A 16,985-nucleotide genomic window follows, 5' to 3' on the forward strand; every position below is an offset into this window, starting at 1 on the left:
GCTTTTTGCTATTCCCTTCCTGTCATAGACGTGTTACCAGCCCTCGCCAACTTCCAAAGCAACCCTTGCACACCGCCGGTGCGGACGATTCGTTCCGGGAGGCGTTGCATTTTTCTTAATTGAAGGAATTGGCCATGGCTCGCATCATAGAAACGCCAACCGGTTTGGACGCACTCACCTTCGATGATGTGCTCCTGCAGCCCGGTCATTCCGAGGTTCTGCCTGGCCAGACGAGCGTCGCAACCCGCATCGCCACCGATTTCGAGCTGAACATTCCGATCATTTCTTCGGCCATGGACACCGTCACGGAAAGCCGCCTCGCGATCGCCATGGCGCAGGCCGGCGGTCTCGGCGTCATCCACAAGAACCTGACGCCAGCCGAGCAGGCCGAGCAGGTCCGCCAGGTCAAGAAGTTCGAAAGCGGCATGGTCGTCAACCCGGTGACGATCGGCCCCGACGCGACGCTCGCCGATGCGCTCGCCTTGATGAAGATCCACAGCATCTCGGGCATTCCCGTTGTCGAAAAGACCGGCCGTCTTGTCGGCATTCTGACCAACCGCGACGTTCGCTTCGCGTCCGATCCGAGCCAGAAGATCTACGAGCTGATGACGCGCGAGAACCTCGTTACCGTCAAGGAAAGCGTCAATCAGCAGGAAGCCAAGCGCCTGCTGCACTCCCATCGCATCGAGAAGCTGCTGGTGGTGGATGGCGAAGGCCGTTGCGTCGGTCTCATCACCGTCAAGGACATCGAGAAGTCGCAGCTGAACCCGAATGCATCGAAGGACGCGCAGGGCCGCCTCCGTGCCGCTGCCGCCGTCGGCGTCGGTGACGATGGCTTCGATCGCGCCGAGCGCCTGATCGAAGCCGGCGTCGACCTGCTCGTGGTCGATACCGCGCATGGCCACTCGCAGGGCGTTCTTAATGCCGTGGCGCGCGTCAAGAAGCTCTCCAACTCCGTGCGGGTCATGGCCGGCAACGTCGCCACATCCGATGGTACCAAGGCGCTGATCGATGCCGGCGCGGATGCCGTCAAGGTCGGTATCGGCCCCGGCTCCATCTGCACGACGCGCATCGTCGCTGGCGTCGGCGTTCCGCAGCTCGCCGCCATCATGTCGGCCGTCGAGGCGGCACGCGCCCAGGATATCCCCGTCATCGCCGACGGCGGTATCAAGTTCTCCGGCGATGTTGCCAAGGCGATCGCATCCGGCGCCTCCGCCGTGATGATCGGCTCGCTGCTCGCAGGCACGGATGAAAGCCCGGGCGAAGTCTATCTCTACCAGGGCCGTTCCTTCAAAGCCTATCGCGGCATGGGCTCCGTCGGCGCCATGGCGCGTGGCTCGGCAGACCGTTACTTCCAGGCCGAAGTGCGCGACACGCTGAAGCTCGTGCCGGAGGGCATCGAAGGCCAGGTTCCCTACAAGGGTCCGGTATCCGGCGTTCTGCACCAGCTCGCAGGCGGCCTCAAGGCCGCCATGGGTTATGTCGGCGGCAAGGACATCAAGGACTTCCAGGAGCGCGCAACCTTCGTGCGCATCTCCGGCGCCGGCCTTCGCGAAAGCCATCCGCATGATGTGACGATCACCCGCGAAAGCCCGAACTATCCGAGCGCCGGCGGCTGAGAATGAACGCGGGCAGCCGTATTCCGCTCTGGATTATAGCGCTGCTCGCAGCCCTCTGCCTGGGCGTGCTTGCGTGGACGACATTCGGCTTTGTCGTCCCCTTCAAGCACGAGACCGGCCAGGCGGTCCTCGATGTCTACTTCGCCGGTTACGACGAGCTGACCGTCGGCCGGATGCAGCGATTGCTCGAGCAGAACGAAGTCGCCGACAATCTGCTGAGGGCAATGTATCTTGGCCCTGAGCTGATCTTTCCCGCCCTTCTGGCGACGCTCCTTTTCCTCGTCATTCTGCGACTGCGGACGGCGGTGCCGGATCAAGCCCGGCCGACCAGCTCTCTGGTGTTGAAGGTAATCTCTGCGTTGCCGTTCGTCTACGGCGTTGCCGACTACGGCGAAAACCTGTCGAGCCTGATTGCGTTCGGAGACAGCACCTCGGCTACTTTCGCAGCCGGGATCCTGCCGTGGATGACAAAGCTGAAATTCGCGAGCCTCGCCGTCTGCCTGATCCTCATCGTGCGCTTCGCGATCATTCGCTACATGGCTCTCGGTCAGCGCGAGGAGCGCTGACGTCGGGCAGGGGCGCATTGCCGCAATCTCCACCATGTGACTGGAAAGCCCAACTCTTTTCCTCTACAGCGCTCAGCTCAAAGCAAAGGCGTCAAGGAGAAGACCATATGACCGGCTACGAGATGTTCTGGCCCATTATAGCTCACGCAGCGCTGGTCTATGGACTGTACATGCTCCTCGGTTTCCGCCGTATGCGGATGGTTCGCGCCGGAAAGGTTGCCATCTCCGACTACCGCGAAAATCGCTCGGAGCCCCAGGAGAGCCTGTTCATCAAGAACAGCCTCGCCAACCAGTTCGAATTGCCCGTCCTCTTCTATGCCTGCTGCGTTCTGCTCTACATGACCGAAGCCGACAACATCGTTGCCGTGGTGCTGGCCTGGATCTTCGTGGCCCTTCGCTATCTGCATGCGGCTGTGCATGTGACCAGCAACAACGTGCGCTACCGCAGCCCTCTGTTCGGCGCGGGCTATGTTGTTCTCGGCGTCATGTGGGTGTGGCTTGCGGTCTGGATGACCTTCCCCAACGGCTGAGCGTTGAGGTAACGCAGTTTTGTAATCGCGTTACCGGTGGCTGTCCTATGTTTTCCCTCGGAAACTCTGGGTAGGGAACAGGAGGCCCCAAAATGGACAAGCCGGAAATCACGCAGGCGATGATCAACGCCTACGACGAATACACGCATCTGACGCTCGACCGCCGCAACTTCATGGACAAGCTGACGAAGCTGGCAGGCTCCGCTGGCGCGGCGGCAGTCATCGTCCCCATGCTCGCTGCCAGCAAGGCGAGCGCCGAGATGATTGCGGCAGAAGATCCCCGGCTGGTTGCCAAGGATGTGACCTATCCTGGCGGATACGGCGAAATGAAGGGCTATCTGGTCGAGCCGAAAGACGCATCGGGCAAGCTCGGCGCGGTCATCGTCATCCACGAAAACCGCGGCCTCAATCCGCATATCAAGGACGTCGCTCGCCGCATGGCCCTCGAGGGCTTCATTGCGCTGGCGCCGGACTTTCTCTCGCCGCAGGGCGGAACGCCCGAGAACGAGGACAAGGCCCGCGAGATGTTCAGCACACTGGACCGGCCGGCCACGGTGGCGAACGCCGAGGCGACGCTCACCTATCTGGCGAAGCTCGACAATTCCAACGGCAAGGTCGGTGTTATCGGATTTTGCTGGGGCGGCGGGCTAGTCAACGATTTCGCCACCAAGTCGCCGGAGCTGAAGGCCGGTGTGGCCTATTATGGCGCCCAGCCGAAGGCCGCCGATATCCCCAACATCAAGGCGGCTCTGATGCTCCACTATGCCGGCCTCGACGACCGCATCAATGCCGGCATCGATGCCTACAAGAAAGCGCTGCAGGACAACGGCAAGGACTTCCAGATCTTCGTCTACGACGGCGTCAACCACGCCTTCAACAACGATACGTCGTTGGCCCGTTACGACAAGAAGGCCGCGGACCTTGCCTGGACCAGAACGGTCGAGTTCCTGAAGAAGAACCTTACCTGATCAGGCAGCTTCTTCGCGCGGGGCAGGGGCGACGGCAATGATCGTCTCTGCCAGCGCCTCCATCTCCTTGCCGCGATGGGTGCTGCGCCGCCAGGCAAGGCCGATCTCGCGGGCGGGCTGCGGATCAGTGAACGGCACGATGCGAATGGAGTTGCGGTTGGTCTCGGTCGGGATGGCGATCTCCGGGATCAGCGTCATGCCCATGTCGTGCGATACCATCTGCAGAAGGGTAGCCATCGAGGTTGCCCCGAAATTGACCAGGCTGCGCTTGCCGGCGCTGCAGACGGCGAGCGCCTGATCGCGCAGGCAATGCCCTTCTTCCAAAAGCAGCAGCCGATCGACATTGACCTCGTGCTCGGTCAGCGGCGACATCAGTACGGCTTCGCCGTTATCAGCGACCGCCATGAAGAACCGGTCCGTAAACAGCGGCCGCGTCTGGATGCCCTCGATATCGAGCGGGAGTGCTGCGATCACGGCATCGAGCTTGCCGGCGGAGAGGTCGGCCATCAGGCGATCGGTGACTGCTTCGCGCAGCTCCACCTCGACGCTCGGGTAGGTCGCGCGAAGATGCGGGATGAATTGCGGAACGAGATAAGGAGCCACCGTCGGAATGATCCCGATACGGATCAGGCCCTCAAGCGTGCCGCCGCCTTTTCGAGCCGTCTGTTCGAGCAAGTCGACCTGATGCAGGATCAAGCGGACGTGGTGCAGCACTTCTTCCCCCTTCGGCGTCAGGATCGTGCTCTGGCGGGTGCGCTCCACCAGTTTGGCGCCGAGGTAGTCTTCCATCTCCATGATCTGCGTCGACAGCGCGGGCTGGCTGATGTGGACCATCTCCGCGGCGCGGCCGAAGTGGCGCGTCGTCGCCAGGGCATCGAAATAGCGCATCTGTCGAAGTGTCAGCATGATAACTTCTTCCTATCGTATCCATGAGTAAATACGACTGGAGATTATCGTCGGTCAACCCGTGAAGCGACAAGCGAGAGACGGCGGCGCATCGGTCAGGCGCCGAAAACGTTGCCGATTTTCGCCACGTTCGCGAATCAGTACCCGCCCGCCATCGGGAGCCTGAATTCGCACGCGGAGACGCACCTTTTCCCGGCCAAACGAACGCGTGAACAGAGACCAAATTCGGGTGTATCGCGCAGATTTGATTTAGCTTTTACCGATGCATACAATCCGAACTATCGCGTTTACGAGTCGTGAAGAACTGAGATGCCATATCGGCCAAACGGCGCCGGCATGAACCACTTCCGTCGCTCCACATAGAACAAATGGGAACGACATGAAGGTCGGAAGTTTGGATCGCATTGGCCTCCGTCGGAAGCCGAAGCAGGAACGCAGTATTCAGCGGCTGGACCTGATTTTGTCAGCAGCCGAAACAATCATTGCCGAGAAGGGCGTGAACGCGATGCGCATGACGGAGTTGGCAATTGCCGCCAACGTCCCCATCGGTTCCGTCTATCAATATTTCCCCGAGAAGGCCGCGATCGTTAAGGCGCTGTTCGACCGGAACGCGTCAGCGATCCAGTACAAAATCGCAAACGCCTTTTCCGATGTCACGTCGGTCGATCATGCGCTCGAGGTGTTGGCCAGCACCATCGACTGGCACTACGACGACTATCGCAACGATGCCGCCTACCTCGGCATCTGGATGGGAACCGAGACCGACCAGGATTTGCTGAAGCTCAACATCGAGCACAGCGGCCGGATCGCCGGGATTTTCCACGATACGGTTCGCCGCATTGCGCCCGAGCTGGCGAATGCCGACATGGAAGCGCGCACCTATCTCTTCAGCCATCTGCTCGGAGCGTCGATCCGGCTTGCCGTCGTGACGGAAGCGTCGCTCGCCCGGCGCATTCTGGACGAGTGGAAGAACGTCATCCGCACGTCCTTCTTCGCCCCGGTAGCTGCCTGAGACCTACCAGCTCGGGACGACGTTTGAGACCTTGAGGCGGGGCTGAGCCCGCCCATAGGCGTTCTTCACATCCGGCTCCAGATTGTCGTCGACGACGGCAGGCGTGATGTTGTCGAGGCAGGCGGTGATGTGCGCGGTAATCGCGTTCATCAGCGAAATCGACACGCCCGGCCGCTTCATGATGCCGATCTGGACCGGGGGAAGGGCAGGGAAGCCGTCCACCTGGCTCAGGACCTTCATGCCGGTGCGCAACGCCGATTCCGGCATGACGGAGACAGCCATGCCGGCGAGCACGGCGGCGGCGACGACCGTGCACGACCAGCTGGTGAACAGGATCTGATGTTCGCGACCGACGGCGTCGAGTGCCGAGCAGGCAAGCTGGCGCCATTGGCAGTCGCGGCGACCGACGGCCAGCGGAACCGGTGCGTCGTCACGGATCGGATGGTTGGCCGACCCGACCCAGCAGAGCGGCTCGGTCCGCACGACATCGGACATGCGCTCACGCGGGTTATGGGTCACCAGCGCGATATCGAGTTCGCCGCGATGCATTCGCTCTGCAAGGTCCACCGAAGGCTCGCAGACGATGAAGAGTTCGACGTTCGGGTGCGTCTTGGCGAAGCGGCCGATGATTTCAGGCATGTAGCGATCGGCGTAGTCATCGGGCGTGCCGATGCGCAGCGTTCCCTCGAGCCGGTTGTCGTCGAAGGCAGCAATCGCCTCGTTGTTGAGGCGGATCATGCGTCGCGCATAGTTCAAGAGCTTCTCGCCCTCGGCGGTCAGGCGGTTGCCACGGCCATCCTTGATGAAAAGCTGCTTGCCGATGCGCTCTTCCAGCCGCCTCATCTGCATGGAGACGGCTGATTGCGTCTTGTAGACCCTGTCGGCCGCCTTGGTGAAGCTGCCGGAATCCACAATCGCGATGAAAGTCTGCAACTGATCAATATCAAGAGGCGCGGACATCAGGTCACCTATAACAATCTCTGATGATAATCATTAGAAACATTCGTTGGACTGATCAATAGGGCTTTGGCATCTTCGGCTTGCAAATCAGGCAAGTAATGGACAGGCGCCCTGCCTGTTCGCTCTCAGAAATTCAACCTTCCGTCTTCCCGCTCGACCTCGCGGGAGGGGTGGATTGTTGCGCGCTGAACGAAAGGAACTCCTATGCGCACGACAGACCGGATACTGGAACTCGACTGCACCCAGACGACAACGACGTCTTCCCAGCGTCTCGTGAACGTCTATGCATGGCTGGCATCCGTTGTGCGCGCTTTCCGCAACCGCATGGAAGTCAACCGGCTGCATGATCTCGACGACAATCAACTGAAGGACATCGGGCTTTCGCGCGCCGACCTCACGTCGGCGTTCCGTGCCTCGACCTTCTTTGAAGATCCGTCCGACGATCTCGCCCGCGTTGCCCGCAATCGCGGCCGCAACGCACTTCTCCGGACCAACGACCACTAGGTTCGGCCAGTTTTCCCCGCAGGGTGATAGCCAATAACCCTGCCTCTTGCCCGGTGATCGGCCTCCCAGCCATCTCCGGGTTTTTTTATGCCTTCGGGGGCGGCGAGGAAGGCTTCGGCATATAGCTTTCGAAGATCGCTTCCATGTTCTTCTGATAGCTCTTCTGGACCTCCAGCCCGCTGTCGAACATGGTGCTCAGCATGTTGACATAGCTTTCGGCGGCTGCCGTTCCCTCGTCCTTTGGTTCCGGCTGCTTTTCTGGAGCCGGCTTGCCGACGTTCCCCATCATTTCCTGAAATGCCTTGGCGAACGGATTGTCCAGAAATGGATTGACCGGCGCGTTTTCCCGCTCCGGCTTCGGCACGCTGAACATCAACTGCATCGCCTGGGTGAACGGGTTGTCGAAGATGCTCGGCTCAGGCGCCGCCTTTACCTTCGGCGCAAAGCCGGTGCTCTCCAGCCATCTCTGGATCGTCTCGCCCATCGCGGTATTGACGAACGGATTGACCGGCGCCGACATCTGGCCCATCGACTGCTTGAACAGGCCACCCATCAGCGTGTCGGCAATGACGGGCAGCATCTGCTTGTAGATTTCCTGGCCGATGCCGGTCATCTGCGCGGCCTGCGCGGCAACGGCACGCGAAACCTCTTTCGAGCCGAAGAGCTGCGCCAGGATGTTGTTGCCGTCGGAAATGCCCTGAGGCGTAAACGCCTTGCTCATGTCCTCGAAATACTTGGCGTAATTTCCGGAGCCGACCGACTGCATCAGGCCCATGAAGTCATAGGGATTGTTGCTGTTGCGCTTGAGCCCGGCGGAAAACGCCGGCATCAGGGCTGCCATCGCCTTGGTGGCCTGCTCCTGCGCAAGGTTGAATTGCTTGGAAACCGCGTCCATTGCAGCGCCGTTTTGTGCCTGCATCATCATGTCGAAGAGTGGCAGCATGGAAAATCCCTTTCCCCGGTTTGCGACGCGTGATTGCGTCACTATAGCCGGAAAAAGGAATGCGCAAACGGCTTTTTATTGAACACCTTAAGCAGACAGCGCCGGAAACCCGGCGCCGATCTTCAGCATCAATATTAAGCGGAAGGCGAGTGCCTTAGTACTGGTATTCCGTGAAGACGGGCTCGACCGAGCCGTTCCAGCGACCGCTGTAGAGGGCAACGAGATCTTCCGCGAGCGTCGCGCGCTTGGCGAGCACTTCGTCGAGCGGACCGAGGAAGATCGTCTCGTCCTGGCCTTCCTGATTGAGCTTGCCGCGTGCCTTCAGGCCAGCCTTGGCAACCGCCATGACTTCGCGGGCGGTGTCGTAGAGCTCGTGGCCGCGGAAGCGGGCGCGCAGACCCTGGGCGGGGACCTCGTTTCGAAGCGCGTTCACTTCGTCGAAGGTCCAGTCCTTGGTCAGCATGTCGGCAGCCTCGAGCGCTGCGTCGTCGTAGAGCAGACCGACCCAGAACGCCGGAAGCGCACAGATGCGCCGCCATGGTCCGCCATCGGCGCCGCGCATTTCGAGGAACCGCTTCAGCCGGACATCGGGGAACAGCGTCGACAGGTGGTTGGTCCAGTCGCCCATGGTCGGCTCCCAGGCAGCGACTTCGCCCTTCAGGGCGCCGTTCATGAACTGCCGGAAGGTCACATGGGTACAGTCGTGATAGCGGCCATCGCGCACGATGAAGTACATCGGAACGTCAAGTGCCCATTCCACGTAGTCGCGGAACCCGAAATCGTCGCGGAAGGTGAAGTCGAGCAAGCCGGAGCGTTGGTTGTCCGTATCGCGCCAGATGTCGCCGCGCCAGGAAAGCAATCCGTTGAGCTTGCCTTCGGTAAATGGCGACGATGCAAACAGCGCGGTCGCCAGGGATTGAAGCTTCATCGAGACGCGCATCTTCTTGCGCATGTCGGCTTCGGACGAGAAGTCGAGGTTAACCTGGATCGTGCACGTCCGGTACATCATGTCGAGACCCTGCGTGCCGATCTTCGGCATGTAGCGGCTCATGATGCCGTAGCGCGACTTCGGCATGACGGGGGTTTCCTGCAGCGTCCACTTCGGGCTGCCGCCAATGCCGAGAAACCGGATGCCCATCGGCTCGGCGATCTCGCGCAGCGTCGCCAAGTGTGTATTCGATTCCTTGCAGGTCTCATGGATCGATTGCAGCGGTGCGCCGGAGAGTTCGAACTGACCGCCGGGCTCGATCGAGATGGCGCCCATGCCGTTCGGTGCGCCAAGACCGATGATGTTGCCGTCGTCGACGATCGGATCCCATCCGCTCTTCTGCTGCAGGCCCTTCAACAGGCCGGAAATGCTGTTCTCGCCGAAATACGGAACAGGCGTGTTGTCTGCCCGGAAAAAGGCAAACTTCTCGTGCTCGGTGCCGATCCGAAATGCGTCTTCCGGCTTGTTGCCGGCAGCAAGATAATCGGTCAGCTCCTGAACCGAAGAGAGCGGCGTCTGGTCGGTGGTATCGCGAGCCATTCAAAGTACCTGTATCGGAAGGCGCCCGGAATTGGGCGTATAGGGAAGGGTGATTAGGGCCCGTCCCACGTATGTTGCAAGTGAAATTGTTTCAACGGTTCTTCAAAAATTTAGTAGCCGATTTTTGCTCAAGAATGTTGCCGCTTCAGTGCCAGTCGCCGACCGACGCCTGGATGACGGCAAGCGCTGCAACCGCAGCGGTATCGGCCCGCAAAATTCGCGGCCCGAGAGGGATTGCGGTAACGAAGTCCAGACCGCGAAGCCGTGCCCGTTCCTCTTCCGAGAATCCGCCTTCGGGCCCAACCAGCAATGCCAGCTTGCGCTCGGATATCTTGGCGAGAAGCGGCAGCGGATTTTGCCCGGCATCGCCTTCGTCGCAGTAGATGATGCGTCGGTCGTTCGGCCATGTGTCGAGGAGATCGAAGAGCCGGACCGGGGCGGCAACGTCTGGGATGCCAAGGATGCCGCATTGCTCGGCGGCCTCGATGACGTTGGCTCTAAGCTTGTCGAGGCTGGTGATCTTGCCCTGGACATGCTGCGTCATCACAGGCTGCAGAACGCCGGCGCCCATCTCGACGGCCTTCTGGACGAGATAGTCGAGGCGACCGACCTTCAGCGGCGCGAAGAGATAATGCAGGTCTGAAGGCGCCGGCTGCGGCCGTGTCTGCTCCTCCGGCACAAGCAGGATGCGCTTGCGGGTCGGAAACGAAACGCGGACTTTCCATTCGCCGTCGCGCCCGTTGAAGACAAGAAGCTCGGCGCCGTCGGTCATGCGCAGGACATTGGCCAGGTAGTTGAACTGGTCGGCGCCGACCTCGACGCTGCCGCCCAGCGACAATGGGGCGTCAACAAAGAGCCGCTGCATCCGAAAATTGGCGCGCATAGAGAATATCCCGCTTAGACGAAGAGGAAGACCATAAGCCAGTAAAGAACAGCCGCAAGCGCGCCGGATGCCGGTACGGTGATGACCCAGGCCGCGATGATCGTCATGAAGTGCGAGCGGCGAACCAGATAGCGGCGACGCACCTCGTGGGTGTTCGGGTCCTCGGGCTCGTCGATCACCCAGACCTCAGCCCGGCGCTTGAGATAGGCGAGCCGTTGCTTGGAGTTGCGGGTATACCATTCGCGGAAGAAGCCGACGCCGAAGACCGAACCGACCGCGATATGCGTGGTACTGACAGGCAGGCCGAGCCAGGACGCGATAATAACCGTGAACGCCGTCGACGATGCAACGCAATAGGCGCGCATCGGATTGAGTTTGGTAATCTGTTCACCGACCAGTCGGATCAGGCGTGGACCGAACAGCAGCAGACCGACCGAAATGCCGAAGGCACCGATGAGCATGACCCAGATCGGCGGCCCCGCATTGTCACCGAGAGGATGACCAAGGGAGACACGCACGATCGCCGACAACGGACCGACGGCATTGGAAACGTCGTTTGCGCCATGCGCGAAGGAAAGCAGCGCCGCCGATCCGATCAGAGGCAATCGAAAGAGAACCCGGAGCGAACTGTTGCGGTTCTCGAGCCCTTCCGCCTGCTTGCGCACCAACGGGGCGACGACGAGCCAGCCGAGCACGCCGGCTGCAATGCCGATGAGGATAATGGTCCGCGACGAAAAGCTATGGGCGGTCTCGAGCTGAAGGATCATGTAGCTGGTGAAGCCGCCGATCATCATCGCGATCAGGACGGGCACCCAGCGCTTGGCGGCCGAGATCTTGTCCTCGCGGTAAATGATGAAGGTCTTCACCAGATAGAGCAGGCCCGCCGCGATGACGCCGCCGATTAGCGGCGAGGTGATCCAGCTCGATGTGATTTCCGCCAACACCCGCCAGTTGACGGGCTCGGGACCGACCGCGCCGATGCCGGCGCCGATAACCGCGCCCACGATGGAGTGCGTGGTCGAGACCGGCGCATTCATCCAGGTCGCGAGGTTGATCCACAATGCGGCTGCCATCAGCGCCGCCATCATGATCCAGCCGAGTGTGCCGGCCGGAATCTGGACTGCATCGACAATGCTTGAGGAGATCGTCTTGACGACCTCGCCGCCCGCGATCGTCGCGCCGAGAATCTCGAAAATGGCGGCGATGACAAGCGCCTGACCCATCGTGATGGCACGCGCGCCGACCGCTGCGCCGACGTTGTTGGTCACGTCGTTCGCGCCGATGTTCATGGCCATGTAGGCGGCGAGTGCGGCAGCGGCGATAACCAGCCCGGCGCCCGGACGATCAAGCACGTAGACGCCGGCAAACAGCATTGCGAGGCCAAGGAAGACCATGCCGATACCGGGGGTGATCAGCTTGCGCGAGACGAATTTCGACGCGTCCTCGACATGCATGAGCTTGTCGAGATCCTTGTCGAGCGTTCGTTTCCTGAGGACTGTTGGACGGTCCGGCATGCTGTTCCCTATCGTTGAACGCTGCTTTAACGCTGCTGAGTTCGGCAGCGCAAGATGGCAGCGTTCATTCCGCGGGAATTTGCGTCGGCATGGAGTGTGTCAGCCTGTCGACCATGCGCCGCTTGAACAGCAGGAACAAGGCGCTGAGTTCGGACTCCTGCACGCGCTTCGCGGCTTCCTCGCAGGAGACCCATTCCGTGCGGCGCTCGCCCTTCTCCTTGAAGTTCTTCGCCATCGTCGAAACCTCAAGCACGTAGACCTGAACCTTGCAGGTCACCTTCAGGCCGTTCTTGAGCACCTTGGGATAGTGGTAGCAGCCGATCGTTTCGCTTTCGACCGTGCCGCGGACGCCGGCTTCCTCGTAGGCTTCCCGTGCGGCCACCTCGTACGACGTCTTGCCGTCCATGGGCCATCCCTTCGGCATCACCCAGCGGCCGGTGTCACGGCTCGTCAGTAGCAAGACCTCAAGGGAACCGGATTTCTTGCTCACCCGATAACAAAGCGCTGCATATTGCTGGCGCGGGGGGCGCCGGAACATCAGCTGCACATCAGAGGCCAGGCGGGCAAGAAGAGTCAATGGTCGGGTCACCTTTACGGTTTGGTGTATTTATTGTCCTGTCAGTATCTTGCAGGAAGCTTGCGCGATCCCTGTTTATTGCTTTGCTTTCGCGGGAGGCTTCAAACATACCAATAAATGGTTTCGTTTTGATTTCGGTTTAGAGAAACCGTCATCGAATAGTCTGATTCCGTCGCATTCACAGGAACTAATATGTTCCTTTGCTTTGTCGCAATCAATCGCGCTTTTTGATGATGCACCGATATCTGAATACTGTGGTGATTCTGCGGCTTATCTGCCCAAAAAAGGTTGCCGGCTAATGTTGGTGGATGGATTTGGGACGCTTTTTTCTGTCGAAGAAACAGAAATGTCCGTGCCTTTCAAACGCCGATCTGTCTAACAATGGCCGACCGCGAAAGGAACGACCATGGAAAGACAGGCAACTCGCATCGACTGGATCGGCGGCAGCTGCCGTCTTCTCAACACTACGGCGACCGAATTTCGCGAAACACAGCCTTTTAAGGGGCTTGCGATCGGAACCGGCATCCATCTGGAGCCGAAGACAGTCGCGCTTCTGATGACGCTGAAGGCCGGCGGCGCGCGTCTCGTCTGCACCGGCAATCTAAACAGCACTCAGCCCGCGACCGTTGATTTTCTTCGCGCCGAAGGCTTCACCGTTTTCGCAACCCAGACGACGGACGCCGAGGCCCATCATCAAAGCCTTGAGGCGGTGATTGCCGAAAAACCGGATCTGCTGCTTGATAATGGCGGCGATCTTTTCGCCATCGCCGCGGAGAGTCCCTATCCGCAGCTCCTCGGCGGCACGGAGGAGACGACATCGGGCCGCACCCGGCTGATGCCGCTGCGCGACAAGCTCAAAATGCCGATCCTCGTGATCAACGACAGCCCGATCAAGCAGTTCGCGGAAAACAGGCACGCCGTCGGCCAGAGCCTGTTCGAGAGCTACATGCGCTTCACCAATCGCTCCACCAATGGCAAGCGCGTGACGGTCTTCGGCTACGGAGCCTGCGGCAAGGGCACCGCCGCCTGCTTCCGCAATGCCTTCTCGCAGGTCAGCGTCGTCGACGTCGACCCAGTGACGTCGCTCGAAGCGCATCTCGATGGGTTTCTGACGCCGCTGCGGCAGCAGGCCATCAGGTCCGCCGACGTGCTGATCACAGTAACGGGTTACCCCGATATCGTGACCGCCAAGGATCTGCCGCTATTGAAGGATGGCGTCATCCTGATGAACGGCGGGCATTTCCCGACCGAGATCGACGTTGCGGCTTTTCGCAATCATCCCGACGTCGCAAGCCGCGGCGTCTACGAGGCGGATGGCATCGAAACCCTTCATCTGAAGGACGGCCGGGCAATCCATATTCTCGGCGGCGGCCACATGGCCAATCTCGCCGGCCCGCGCCCGCTCGGCAATTCGGTGGAATCGATGGATCTCGGCTTCACGCTTCAGGCGAGGTGCCTCGAACGTATTGCCCGTCGCGACGCAGGCCCGGAGGCCTGCGTCGTCCCGGTACCGTCAGACATCGACGCTGCCGTCGCCAACGCCTATCTCGATCTGGCACGGTAGGGGCGCGTGCACCTGCCGCATCAGGCGATGTCGATAACGAGCTTGCCGTTGGCCTGCTTGTTTTCGATCAGGGCATGCGTCTCCGCAACGTCGACAAGGCCGAACCGGCGGTCGTCAAGCTTGGGAACCAGCTTTCCGCTTTCGGCAAGCTTGGTCACCTCGTGCATGATCTTCCCGTGGTGTTCGCGGCCTTCGCCTGTCAGCAGCGGCAGCAGCGTGAAAACGCCGGAATAGCTCGCAGCCTTGAAGGACAACGGCGCCAGCGCGTGTGTGCCCCAACCGAGCGCGCTGACGACATGGCCAAATCTGCCGACGGCCTGGAAGGCGTTGTCGAGCCCGGTTCCACCCGCCGTGTCGTAGACGACATCGAACCCTTTGCCGTCGGTATAGGTCGCAACGTAATCGCCGACGGTTCCCGTGGCTCGATCGATCGGTGTTGCGCCGAGGCTGCCGAGAAAGTCCGCCTTGCCGGCACTGTCGACGGCGTAGACGTCGGCGCCCATCGCCTTGGCGATCTGGACGGCGATATGACCGACGCCGCCACCGCCGCCGATAACCAGGACGCGCTGGCCGGATCTTACCTGGGCACGATCGACGAGGCCTTCCCATGCCGTGATCGCGATCAATGGCAGCGCGGCAGCCTCGCGCATCGAGAAATTGTGCGGCTTCGGCGCGATCAGTCGGGCGTCGACGGCGGCAAACTCCGCCAGCGAGCCCTGGACGCCGCCGACGCCGCCGGTCATCCCATAGACTTCGTCACCCCGACGAAAGCCGGAAACGCCGGGGCCGACGGCTTCGACGATGCCGGCCATGTCGATTCCGAGAACCGCCGGAAGCGGGTGGCGGGCATGTGCCGCCTTGCCGGCGCGGATCTTGGTGTCGAGCGGATTGACACCGCTTGCGGCAATCCGCACCAGTAACTGGCCTTCGCCGGCGACAGGGCGGGCGATCTCGGCAAGGCGGAAGTCTGCGTCAGGCGCATCGAGCAGTGCGGCCTTCATCGTTGTTTCCGTGGACATCTGGTTTTTCCTCTTCGTTGAATGGCGTCAGAATGGCGCATTGAAAAAGGAATGGAAATGAAAGAGATTGTCTGAGATCCATGCAAAATTGTTTGGCGGTGGGATGGAGTGGAGCGATCTGAAACTGTTCCTGGCGATCGCCAGATCCGGCACGCTGGGCGCAGCCGCCCGCCTGCTCGGTTTGACGCAACCGACCATGGGACGGCGGCTGCGGGCGCTCGAAGCATCCCTGGGGCAAACGCTCTTTCAGCGAACACCGGACGGTTTCGTTCTGACCGACGAGGGTTCTATCGTTTTTGCCCGCGCCGAACGCATGGAGGAGGAAGCCCTTTCCCTGGAACGCGAACTCGGGGGGCATGGGCGACAGCTGAGCGGGTTTCTTCGCGTCTCGTCGTCCGACTGGTTCGGGACGCATGTGCTGTCGCCGGTTCTGGCCGAGTTTTCGCAAGTCTATCCGAAGGTGGTGGTGGAATTGTTGACCGACAGCCGCCTGCTGAGCCTGTCGCGTCGCGAGGCCGATCTCGTCTTCCGCATCGCGCCGTTCTCGGAGCCGGACGTGATATCGCGCCGGCTGTTGCGCATCGAATATGGCCTCTATGTCCGGAAAGGGATCGATCATCCGGTCGCCTTCAATGGCGAGGGATCGCGCCTCGTGGTCATGGACGAAGCGTTTGAAAGCATGCCCGATGTGCAATGGCTGAAGCGCGTTTTACCGAAGGCTGATATCGTCCTTCGCAGCAACAACCGCGATGTGCAGGCGAGCCTCTGCGCCGGCGGTGCCGGGCTCGCCGTCCTGCCGCGACCGCTCGGCGACGCGATATCGACGATCGAGCTGGTCGATCTCGGAGAGCCGCCGCCCGGCCGGGATACTTGGCTCGGCTATCATCGCGATATCAGAAGGCTCGCGCGGTTGCGCGCCCTTCTCGATCTCGTCATCGAGCGGCTCGCCGGATAACGCCGCCGTTCGCTTATCGCTCCCAGTAAGGGGTCGGGCCGTAGAGCTCCGCGAGATAGTCGATGAACAGCCGAACCTTCGCCGGCAGGAACTGGCGGCTTGGATAGACGGCGGACAAGGTGACGTTGCGCGATCCCTCGTAGGCAGGAAGCACCTGCACCAATCGCCCCTGTTTGAGCTCCTCACCGATGTCCCACGTTGAGCGAAGGGCGATTCCGAGCCCGGCGATGACAGCCTCGCGGATGACCTCGCTGGAGTTGGTGACCAGCATTCCTTCCGGCCGTATCGAAAGCGCGCCGTCCGGCCCCTCGAGCCGCCAGACATCGTTGTTGTGGGCAGGCAGGCAGCGATGCTGCTTCAATTCGTCGATGCTCTGAGGCATGCCCTGGGTCGCGATGTAATCCGGAGACGCACAGAGCAGCCGGCGCACCGGAGCGAGGCGCCGCGCCACGAGGCTGGAATCGGTGAGTTCGGCGATGCGGATGGCGAGGTCGAAGCCGCCGCCGACGATGTCGCTGAATTCGTCGCTGAGCACAAGGTTGATCACTAGCTCCGGATGCTCTTCCATGAACGTCTTGAGATGCGGCGCGATATGCATGCGTCCGAAGGAGGTCGGCGCCGAAACCTTCAGCGTTCCGTGCATCTGCGCCGAGCGACCCGAAATGTAGAATTCGGCCTCCTCCAGTCCGGCGAGGATGCCGAGAACCCGGTCGTAGAAGCCCTGTCCGGCTTCCGTCAGCGAAATCTGCCGCGTCGTCCGCTGCAGCAGCCGCGTCCCCAGCCGGTCTTCGAGCCGCTTTATGCGCTTTGAGACGACCGCCGGCGAAAAGCCCAGCGCCCGCCCGGCCAGCGACATGCTGCCCGTCGCCGCGACCTTGGCGAAGATCTCGAGATCACCCAGATTGGTCATGTTACCCTGATATTTTATTCTTTTGGC

17 protein-coding genes are annotated in these 16,985 nt (G+C 61.1%); 8 read left to right on the forward strand and 9 right to left on the reverse strand.

Translation table 11 applies throughout. The annotated features are described in order from the left end of the window. The first annotated feature begins 134 nt into the window (after window positions 1–134). The 4 genes from guaB (at window position 135) to ASE04_RS25085 (ending at window position 3,683) form a co-directional block, all read left to right on the forward strand. Window positions 135–1,619, forward strand: a complete 1,485-nt coding sequence (gene guaB / locus ASE04_RS25070) for an IMP dehydrogenase (RefSeq protein WP_056824430.1) — start codon at window positions 135–137, stop codon at window positions 1,617–1,619. A gap of 2 nt (window positions 1,620–1,621) precedes the next feature. Beyond that, window positions 1,622–2,185: a hypothetical protein gene (locus tag ASE04_RS25075; RefSeq protein ID WP_056824433.1), complete on the forward strand. Its 564-nt coding sequence runs from the start codon at window positions 1,622–1,624 to the stop codon at window positions 2,183–2,185. Window positions 2,186–2,292: 107 nt separating this feature from the next. Then, window positions 2,293–2,715, forward strand: a complete 423-nt coding sequence (locus tag ASE04_RS25080) for an MAPEG family protein (protein ID WP_056824437.1) — start codon at window positions 2,293–2,295, stop codon at window positions 2,713–2,715. A 92-nt stretch (window positions 2,716–2,807) separates the two neighbouring features. Continuing rightward, the gene (locus ASE04_RS25085; protein ID WP_056824439.1) at window positions 2,808–3,683 is read left to right on the forward strand and encodes a dienelactone hydrolase family protein; all 876 of its coding nucleotides are present in this window, start codon (window positions 2,808–2,810) and stop codon (window positions 3,681–3,683) included. On the opposite strand, the gene ASE04_RS25090 is transcribed toward ASE04_RS25085, so the two are convergent. Continuing rightward, window positions 3,684–4,589, reverse strand: coding sequence for a hydrogen peroxide-inducible genes activator (locus ASE04_RS25090; protein WP_056824442.1), 906 nt, complete (start codon window positions 4,587–4,589; stop codon window positions 3,684–3,686). It lies immediately after the preceding gene. Between the two features lie 379 nt (window positions 4,590–4,968). Between ASE04_RS25090 and ASE04_RS25095 the strand changes: the two genes are divergently transcribed. Continuing rightward, a complete protein-coding gene (locus ASE04_RS25095) occupies window positions 4,969–5,601 on the forward strand; it encodes a TetR/AcrR family transcriptional regulator (protein WP_056824446.1) in 633 nt (210 codons plus the stop codon). Window positions 5,602–5,604: 3 nt separating this feature from the next. Here the strand turns inward: ASE04_RS25095 and ASE04_RS25100 are convergent, their stop codons facing one another. Further along, window positions 5,605–6,561, reverse strand: coding sequence for a LysR substrate-binding domain-containing protein (locus tag ASE04_RS25100; RefSeq protein WP_056824449.1), 957 nt, complete (start codon window positions 6,559–6,561; stop codon window positions 5,605–5,607). A 204-nt stretch (window positions 6,562–6,765) separates the two neighbouring features. Here ASE04_RS25100 and ASE04_RS25105 point away from each other — a divergent pair, with 204 nt between their 5' ends. Further along, window positions 6,766–7,065: a DUF1127 domain-containing protein gene (locus tag ASE04_RS25105; protein WP_056824450.1), complete on the forward strand. Its 300-nt coding sequence runs from the start codon at window positions 6,766–6,768 to the stop codon at window positions 7,063–7,065. Window positions 7,066–7,150: 85 nt separating this feature from the next. Here ASE04_RS25105 and ASE04_RS25110 read toward each other — a convergent pair whose 3' ends face one another. The 5 genes from ASE04_RS25110 to ASE04_RS25130 form a co-directional block, all read right to left on the reverse strand. Further along, entirely contained in the window at window positions 7,151–8,008 is an 858-nt protein-coding gene (locus ASE04_RS25110) for a DUF937 domain-containing protein (RefSeq protein ID WP_056824453.1), read from the reverse strand. 154 nt (window positions 8,009–8,162) lie between these two features. Then, complete coding sequence (locus ASE04_RS25115) at window positions 8,163–9,536, reverse strand: glutamate--cysteine ligase (protein ID WP_056824455.1); 1,374 nt, start codon at window positions 9,534–9,536, stop codon at window positions 8,163–8,165. Window positions 9,537–9,681: 145 nt separating this feature from the next. After that, window positions 9,682–10,419 (reverse strand): 16S rRNA (uracil(1498)-N(3))-methyltransferase, encoded by a 738-nt coding sequence (locus ASE04_RS25120; RefSeq protein ID WP_056824458.1) that lies wholly within the window; start codon window positions 10,417–10,419, stop codon window positions 9,682–9,684. A 14-nt stretch (window positions 10,420–10,433) separates the two neighbouring features. Continuing rightward, on the reverse strand, window positions 10,434–11,933 hold the full coding sequence (locus tag ASE04_RS25125; RefSeq protein ID WP_056824461.1) for an inorganic phosphate transporter: 1,500 nt from the start codon (window positions 11,931–11,933) through the stop codon (window positions 10,434–10,436). 64 nt (window positions 11,934–11,997) lie between these two features. Beyond that, window positions 11,998–12,510: an NUDIX hydrolase gene (locus tag ASE04_RS25130; RefSeq protein ID WP_056824463.1), complete on the reverse strand. Its 513-nt coding sequence runs from the start codon at window positions 12,508–12,510 to the stop codon at window positions 11,998–12,000. 406 nt (window positions 12,511–12,916) lie between these two features. Between ASE04_RS25130 and ASE04_RS25135 the strand changes: the two genes are divergently transcribed. Further along, complete coding sequence (locus ASE04_RS25135; protein WP_056824465.1) at window positions 12,917–14,074, forward strand: adenosylhomocysteinase; 1,158 nt, start codon at window positions 12,917–12,919, stop codon at window positions 14,072–14,074. Between the two features lie 20 nt (window positions 14,075–14,094). On the opposite strand, the gene ASE04_RS25140 is transcribed toward ASE04_RS25135, so the two are convergent. Next, window positions 14,095–15,093, reverse strand: coding sequence for a zinc-dependent alcohol dehydrogenase family protein (locus ASE04_RS25140; protein WP_056824468.1), 999 nt, complete (start codon window positions 15,091–15,093; stop codon window positions 14,095–14,097). A gap of 103 nt (window positions 15,094–15,196) precedes the next feature. Here ASE04_RS25140 and ASE04_RS25145 point away from each other — a divergent pair, with 103 nt between their 5' ends. Next, window positions 15,197–16,048 carry a LysR family transcriptional regulator gene (locus tag ASE04_RS25145; protein WP_056824471.1) on the forward strand — a complete coding sequence of 284 codons (852 nt, stop codon included), beginning with the start codon at window positions 15,197–15,199 and terminating at the stop codon, window positions 16,046–16,048. Between the two features lie 13 nt (window positions 16,049–16,061). Here ASE04_RS25145 and ASE04_RS25150 read toward each other — a convergent pair whose 3' ends face one another. Next, entirely contained in the window at window positions 16,062–16,958 is an 897-nt protein-coding gene (locus tag ASE04_RS25150; protein ID WP_056824474.1) for a LysR family transcriptional regulator, read from the reverse strand. Window positions 16,959–16,985: the final 27 nt, after the last annotated feature.

The sequence above is a fragment of the Rhizobium sp. Root708 genome (assembly GCF_001429725.1).
Classification (GTDB): domain Bacteria; phylum Pseudomonadota; class Alphaproteobacteria; order Rhizobiales; family Rhizobiaceae; genus Rhizobium.